The following is a 7,010-nucleotide window of genomic DNA, read 5'->3' on the forward strand; positions in this document are numbered from 1 at the left end:
AGCCCCGCCAGTCTCGTAAGCTTCCCCCTATGCCCAAGCACACCGTCCAACAGTCGCAACTCTTCGGCGAAGCCCTGGAGGATAAGCGCGGGGCTGACCCCGTGGTTCCCAGCCGTATCCCGTCGACATCTCCTTTCCATCAGCCGCGCGCCCTGACGGAATCAGAGCGCGAGCGTTACCGAAAGATGTCACAAGAGTCACGACGCGCCCGAGAATCGGCACTGAGCGGCAATGGGCCTGCCCCCATCCACGAAATCAACATCCCTCGCTTGGATCCGCTCAAACTGATGCCGCAGGTGAGGCGAAACGGGCTGCGAACCCTCTCTCTGTTCAGTGGCGGCGGGGGGCTCGACCTGGGGTTTGATCGAGCCGGATTTGAGCATGTGGCGTCATATGAGATTATGAATGACGCTACTGCAACGATCTCCGCCGCCCGCCCGGAGTGGAAGGTGTTCGGTGGGGAAGGAGGTGATGTCAGAAACGTCGATTTCCGCCAGTGGAAGGGCGAAGTCGACATTATTCATGGCGGCCCACCGTGCCAGCCTTTTTCGAATGCAGGTCGCCAAAAAGGCCATCTGGACGAACGGGACATGTGGCCAAAGTTCGTCGAAGCCGTGCAAGCAATCAAGCCGATTGCATTTATTGGCGAAAATGTTCCGGCCCTAGCCAGCGCCAAGTTCTCCAATTATGTAAACACCAGCATTATAGAGCCGCTCTCAAAGAACTACCACATCACCCCCGTGATTCTTGAAGCGAGCGACTTTGGCGTTCCGCAGGTGCGGCGAAGGGTCTTCTTCGTCGGATTCCGCACAAAAAAGGCCGCCGCGCGCTGGTCCCCCCCGACGCCAACACACTTCTGGGGAGAGCGTCAACTCGACTCCGGAACAGAGCGATGCATGGGCCTCAGGGAGGCTCTTGGGCTGGCAGACATCGGGGTCGATGACTTGTCACCCACCATTCGTAGCGCACTTACCGGTCCGCGACACACGACCTCCATCCTGAACAGCGTCGCCGCACAGAGGCGATTTGAAGCTATGGAAATCTGGCCGAATGGAGTGGCGGCAACACGAGAACAGGCGCGCGCATTTGTAGCCAAGAATGGACACTTCAGACTTTCTGTCCCTGATGTCGCACTCATTCAAGGATTCCCTGAAGACTGGCCCTTCCAGGGCGCCACATACATGGCACTTGGACAGATTGGGAATGCTGTGCCGCCGCCCCTCGCTTACGCGGTCGCCTCGTCAGTCTCGGCTGCGGTCGCAAAATAGTTCCGCACAAGCTCCCGGAGGTCGTGCGCCGGCTCCTCCTCGTCCAAGAGGGGGAGCTTCGCAACGAAACTCTTCTCGATATGTGGATTGTTAAGGGTCGATCCGCGCGCCATCAGGTACGAGCAGCGCTCCTCCAGGATCTCGGTCATTTTCATTAGTGAATAGCCTCTTCCCATATCAGCTTCCGCCAGGTATCGATCCCTGCTCCACTGATTCTTCATGAGCCACTTGGCATCTTTATAGGAGAAGGGTTCACTTTTCCCGTCGAATATGCTCTTGATCATTTCCGGAGAGACGAATCCCGGGATATCCTTGCCGAGAATCAAGTCTGGAAGCACGTACTGCCGCTTCTTTTCGATCCATGGCAGCATGTCCCGAGGCGAGGCATAGTGGCACTGGATAATGTCTTCGCCTCTCTTGTCGTATACGGCAATAATCCAGTGCAGATCACGCCACTTCTTGATATGCTCCGCACCGAAATCGCGAACCGTCGAGACAGAACCGCTGGTCGTCGATTTCAATTCGAAGTTTACAATCCGGTTATCTATCTTCAGATATGCATCGATCCCGTCGCGCTTCCGACCCTCGTCCACCTTGAGGTTGAATCGGTCGCGCATCTGCCGCTCACGCTTGTCATCCTGCACAGCCATGCGGAGCATCCTCCCATGATCGCGCATGTTTCGCTGGCAGCTATCTTTATAAGACCATATTGTCGCTATTCGTCCCATTTTGCGCTGGTTACTTCCTGCAGGACCTCAGCTGGCGTCTCACGGCGCTTGCCGCGATGCGGTGAGCCGTAGCTGCTGGCTCTCGCGTTCCGGACTCGAACGGGAACCAGCCACCCTCCTGCCGACGAGTGCAGGTTCATGACCAAAGCCTTGATTGTCGAGGCCCGTGGCCTTTGGACATCAGCGTTGTTCTTTAACCAACTGAGGCGCTTCTGAGGTCATGCTCAAAGGCCAACGACGCGGCGCGCCACTGTCTCCACAGTCAGGTCTGATGCCAGTCGGTGCTTGAGACCATCTGAAGTGCTGAGTGTCTAGCTGCGTTACAACAGCCCCGAATACTGGCGGACGACTGCGGACACGCACGGACTGTCTGTGCAGGTCAACAGGACTTCCTGCCCACGTCGGATGGGAACATGCGCTGCTTCGGGACGAAGAGGCCGTGGGTTCAAATCCCGCCACCCCGACCCAGTCCAGAGGGCCTATCGGAGAAATCCGGTAGGCCCTCTGGCGTTGTGCGTGTCTGACTGAGTGACTGGGCCTCAGCGTCCGGCAGCCGTGATCGCTCCCGGCGCTCTGGGCGCATCGGGCGGGTCTCCTCGGCCGCCGGCAGAGAGGGCGATGGCCCACACCGCGGGTGCAGGCCGTCGCCCTCCCCCCGGGATCAGCAGGCCGAGCCGGGAACCGCCGAGCGCTGTGCGAGCTTGTTCTTCTCCAGCCACTTCTCGTACCGCCAGGCCAGGGCTACGGGATGCGGGTATCTCTCCAAGCCGCTCAGGTGGGTCTTGGTGATGCCCAGCTGGGCCAGGGTGGGGCCTTGGGGGCGGACGAGTATCTCCAGGGTCTCCGGGTGGATGGCGAAGAGGTGGGCATCGAAAGCGCGGTGGAGTGCCGCGTTGAGGGGCAGACCGTTGCGTGCGTCGGAGGTTCCGTTGTCACCGTGCGGACGCAGGTGTGCGGCCTCGATCATTTCGGCGACCTCGATGCCCGACAACGGACAGCTCGGCCCGTAGCGGTGGAGGATCTCCATCTTGAACCGTGCCTGGTCAGGTCGGGTGGCCACCGTTCCCGCCCGCCGACCACGGCGGTTGCCTTCGAGCTCGAAAGGCCGGTCGTCAGAGTGATCGGTGTCGAGGAGACGAGCCGGCGCTTCGGGGCTGAAGGTCACGAGGAACTGCTTGCTCCTGTCCTCCCAACCAGTTACCCATGCGAGCGTGACCGACCGCAGGTCTCCCCGTTCCGAGATCACGAAGACGGGAAGCCTGAGCTCGGCCGCGGACTTGGTCGCCGCCACCTCCGCCTCGTCCTGTCCTCGCCGGCCGGTGGTGGGGTAGTGGTGGAGCGCGCTCTCCTCGTTGACCGCGTCCGGGTAGTCCGTCCCGGTGTGCTTGAGGCTGACAGCCAAGCCATCGGGGCGGATGAGCCTGGTGCGGCCCTTGTCGACCCAGATCCCTTGCCGGCCACCGTCAGCACCGACGGCCCGAAGGTCGTCCGCGGTCACCAATCCGTCGGCGTCGCGGCAGGCGACGAGGTGCTTCCAGATGTTCTGCCGCCAGTCGCGCTCACCGTCAACCGTGCCCGGACGCCCGTTCAGCACCGTGAACCCGAGCGCTCGCAGGACAGCGTTGGCATGAGCCTCGCCGCCGCTGAACTGGGTGTTCCTGGGCGCGCCGGTCATCGGGTGCTGGAAGCCGTAGGCCGCGCCGGCGAGGGCCTTCGCCCCGTAGAGCCGGTCACTGTACTGAACGTGGTACTGGTCAGCCTTTCCGTACCCGTACCGGGTGAGGAAGGCCCGCCGGCCCAGTTCGTCGTACTCGGCGATCGCCTTGATGACCGCTGAAGCATCGGTCAGCTCTCGGATGTTGATCGACAACGTCCCCTCCTCGGATCCGAGCCGAGCCTAGAACGCTTTGCGCATCACCCGATTATTTGTTGATGTGCTTAGCCGCTTGATGAGAGCGATCAGGACAGGATCTCCACCTGGGGGCCCGCCGGGGGGAGGGGGCGGGCGGCGGGCCCCTGGGGGGCGTCAGGCCGTGGTGAGCGGGGCCACGGTGACGATGATCGTGCAGGAGGGGTCGCCCGTGCCCTGTTGGAGGACCACGCCGACGCGGTCGCGGCGGGCGGGGTCGCGCGGGAGCTGGGTCACCTCGACCAGGCAGGGCTCGTCCAGTTCGACGTAGCGGGTGAAGTCGCACTCCATGGCGACGGCCATCACCGGCGTCTGGTGGTGGAGCGCCTGCGCGGCCTGCCGGGCGGCGTCCAGGAGCAGTGAGCCGGGGGCGTGGTCGACCGGGTGGTCGAAGTGGACCGGGTGGTGGGTGTCGACCCGCAGCTGCCAGCGCCGGGCGCGGTCGGTGGCGGAGAGCGCGACCTCGCGGGGCGCGGCGCGGCCGGCGCGGGCGACCGGGATCGGCGCGGGCAGCGGGACGGCGGCGGCCATCATCGCGGCGGGGTCGCCCTTGCCGGCGCGCAGGCGGCGGTAGATCGCCGGGGTCTGGACGGTGAAGCGGGTCTGCGCGGTGGCGATCGGCTCGCCGTCCCGGCTGACCACGTAGGCGAGCGTCAGCGCGGCCACCCGGTTGCCGCGGCGGACCACGTCCTGGCAGACGGCGTCGATCCGCACCTCGTCGTCGGCGGCGGCGCCGCGCTGCCGCGGGACCGTGTCGCGTGCGCCGGCCCACAGGCCCCCCGGGATCAGCGCGTAGCTGAAGTGGTCCCAGATCAGCTGGTGGCCGACCGGGATGTCGAACGCCACGTGCGAGAGCAGCGGGAAGGTCTGACGGATCGTCTCCACCAGGAGCATCGGGTCGTGGTGGCCGTTGCGCACGCCGTAGGCGCGGTGGTCGCGCGGCCACCGCGCGGTGATCCGGTAGGAGTCCTCGGCCAGTTGCTCCCAGCCGGTCAGCAGCACCTCCTCGGCCGCCCGCTTGTGCACGTACTCCTTGGGCACGGTGGCGGGCGCCGCAGGTGCGGCGGTCATGGGCGCGTCAACGGTGTCGGGCATGGTGGTGCTGTGGTCTGTGCGAAACATGGATGCACTCCCCCAGAGTGGCCACAGGCAAGGTGAAAGATCGGCGCTCCGGTGTGTACGCCGGGCCCCATGGCGAATAACATAGAGGTCGTTCTTTTTGTTTGTCGAGGAGTTTGGAGCTACTCGTGGCAAGAGCCAAACAGGAACGAGCCGTGCGCACCCGCGAGACCATCTTGCGGGCCGCCGCGCAGATCTTCGATGAGTACGGCTTCAGCGGGTCCAGCGTCAGCAAGATCATCAACCGGGCCGGGACCACCCAGGGGGCGATGTACTTCCACTTCAAGTCGAAGGAGGACCTCGCCAAGGCGGTCATCGACGAGCAGGCCTCCGACCTGAACCTGCCGGAGCAGCCGGACGGGCTGCGCCAGCTCATCCGGGTCAACCTCTACCTGGCCGACGAGCTGCAGGAGAACGTGCTGCTGCGCGCCGGCGTCACCCTCGCCGTCGAGCAGGGACAGCTCGGACTGCGCGACTTCAGCCCGTACGAGATGTGGGCCGAGCAGTTCCGCGCCGAGCTGGAGGCGGCCCGGCGGGCCGGTGAACTGCTCGACGGCGTCGCGCTGGAGGAGCTCGCCCAGGTGCTGGTCGCGGCCTACACCGGGTCGCAGATCATGTCCCACCTGCGCACCGGGCGGGCCGACCTGCCGGAGCGGATCGTCCAGCTGTGGTGGTTCCTGCTGCCCGGCATCGCGCCCGCACCGGTGGTCGACGAACTGCGCGCGTTCGTCCGCGAGCGCGGCAAGCAGCCGGCATGACCGGGGCACGGGGGAAGAGCGGCGGGCGGTCGGATGCCGACCGGCCCGCCGTACTGCTGACCGGAGCCGGCGGCTTCATCGGCTCGGCCGTCCTGGCCGCGCTGCGCGCGCTGCCCGGAATCGGCGAGGTCAGGGCGCTCACCCGCTCGTCCGCGCCGGCCGGGACCGTCCCGGTCGCGGCGGACCTCGCCGACCCGGCGACGCTGCGCGGCGCGGCCGGCGGCGCCGACGTGCTGGTCCACCTCGCCTCGCTGGTCGGCGGGCCGGAGGAGGAGTGCGCCGCCGTCAACGTGCACGGCACCCGGGCGCTGCTGGCCGAGGCCGGACGGGCCGGCGTCGGCCGGATCGTCCACCTCTCCACCTCGGCGGTGTACGGCGCCGGCCCGCACCGCGGGGTCGGCGTGGACGAGGTGGCGCCCGCGCCCGTCTCGGTGGCCAGCCGCACCCGGCTGACCGGCGAGCGGGCGGCGCTGGACGCCGGGGCGGTGGTGCTGCGCGCGCCGCTGGTGCTCGGTGCCGGCGACCGCTGGGTGGTGCCCTGCCTGGCCGACCTGCTCCGCCGGGCCCCGGCCCGCTGGGACGGCGGCGGGGCGCTGCTCTCACTGGTCGCGGTGGGCGACCTGGCCCGGCTGATCGCGGACCTCGCCCTCGCCCCGGACCGGGCGGCGGTCCCGTCCGGGGTGTACCACGCGGGCCATCCCGAACCGGCCTCCCTCACCGGGCTGTTGGCGACGCTCGCGGAGCACGGCGTGCTCCCGCCGGTGCCCGGCGCCGACTGGCCGTGGGAGCGCTGCGCCGCCGCACTGCGCAGGACCCCCGGGGTGTTCGGCGAACGACAGCTCGAACTGATGGCCCGTCACCACTGGTACCGCAGCGAGGAGATCTGGCGGCTGGCCGGCACCGACCCCGGACCCGGCCCGCTGCACCGGCTCGCCGACGCCGCGCCCTGGTACCGCGCGCACCTCTCCGGGCAGTCGGCCGCATAGCCCCCGGATCATCCAATACCACTGCCGCTGCGGGCATTTGCGAAGGAAATGCCAAAGCCGACGGAGGATCCGGAGGATTCCGTGCGTATGCGGCACGCCGGGCGTAGCGTCACTGTGTAACCGCGCCGGTACTCACCGGCACGCCCCGACCGCGCGAAGGAGCCACGCCGACCATGTGGTTCGTCCCCCCTTCCCCCCAGGCAGTCCCGGCGACGGAACGCCCCGGCATCCCCCGGCCCCGC

The 7,010-nt window shown here is 66.8% G+C and carries 6 protein-coding genes; 3 read left to right on the top strand and 3 right to left on the bottom strand.

What is annotated here, in order from left to right:
• The first annotated feature begins 29 nt into the window (after positions 1-29).
• Positions 30-1,268 carry a DNA cytosine methyltransferase gene (locus ABD308_RS25420; RefSeq protein ID WP_344338901.1) on the top strand — a complete coding sequence of 413 codons (1,239 nt, stop codon included), beginning with the start codon at positions 30-32 and terminating at the stop codon, positions 1,266-1,268.
• Here the strand turns inward: ABD308_RS25420 and ABD308_RS25425 are convergent.
• The 3 genes from ABD308_RS25425 to ABD308_RS25435 form a co-directional block, all read right to left on the bottom strand.
• Positions 1,226-1,918, bottom strand: coding sequence for a PDDEXK family nuclease (locus ABD308_RS25425; RefSeq protein WP_344338902.1), 693 nt, complete (start codon positions 1,916-1,918; stop codon positions 1,226-1,228). The two genes, ABD308_RS25420 and ABD308_RS25425, sit on opposite strands and share 43 nt — an antisense overlap.
• Positions 1,919-2,657: 739 nt before the next feature.
• Positions 2,658-3,866, bottom strand: a complete 1,209-nt coding sequence (locus ABD308_RS25430; RefSeq protein ID WP_344338903.1) for an HNH endonuclease — start codon at positions 3,864-3,866, stop codon at positions 2,658-2,660.
• Positions 3,867-4,022: 156 nt separating this feature from the next.
• Positions 4,023-5,000 (bottom strand): ScbA/BarX family gamma-butyrolactone biosynthesis protein, encoded by a 978-nt coding sequence (locus ABD308_RS25435; RefSeq protein ID WP_344338904.1) that lies wholly within the window; start codon positions 4,998-5,000, stop codon positions 4,023-4,025.
• 179 nt (positions 5,001-5,179) lie between these two features.
• On the opposite strand from ABD308_RS25435, the gene ABD308_RS25440 reads away from it, so the two are divergent.
• Entirely contained in the window at positions 5,180-5,782 is a 603-nt protein-coding gene (locus tag ABD308_RS25440) for a ScbR family autoregulator-binding transcription factor (RefSeq protein ID WP_344338905.1), read from the top strand.
• Positions 5,779-6,768: an NAD-dependent epimerase/dehydratase family protein gene (locus tag ABD308_RS25445; protein ID WP_344338906.1), complete on the top strand. Its 990-nt coding sequence runs from the start codon at positions 5,779-5,781 to the stop codon at positions 6,766-6,768. Before ABD308_RS25440 ends, ABD308_RS25445 begins: the two co-directional genes overlap by 4 nt.
• Positions 6,769-7,010: the final 242 nt, after the last annotated feature.

This window comes from Kitasatospora putterlickiae (assembly GCF_039527695.1).
Taxonomy (GTDB): Bacteria; Actinomycetota; Actinomycetes; order Streptomycetales; family Streptomycetaceae; genus Kitasatospora; species Kitasatospora putterlickiae.

Coding starts and splice junctions, on each gene's coding strand:
- ABD308_RS25445 (WP_344338906.1), top strand. CDS start 5,779: ATGACCGGGGCACGGGGGAAGAGCGGCGGGCGGTCGGATGCCGACCGG.
- ABD308_RS25425 (WP_344338902.1), bottom strand. CDS start 1,918: ATGGCTGTGCAGGATGACAAGCGTGAGCGGCAGATGCGCGACCGATTC.
- ABD308_RS25435 (WP_344338904.1), bottom strand. CDS start 5,000: ATGCCCGACACCGTTGACGCGCCCATGACCGCCGCACCTGCGGCGCCC.
- ABD308_RS25420 (WP_344338901.1), top strand. CDS start 30: ATGCCCAAGCACACCGTCCAACAGTCGCAACTCTTCGGCGAAGCCCTG.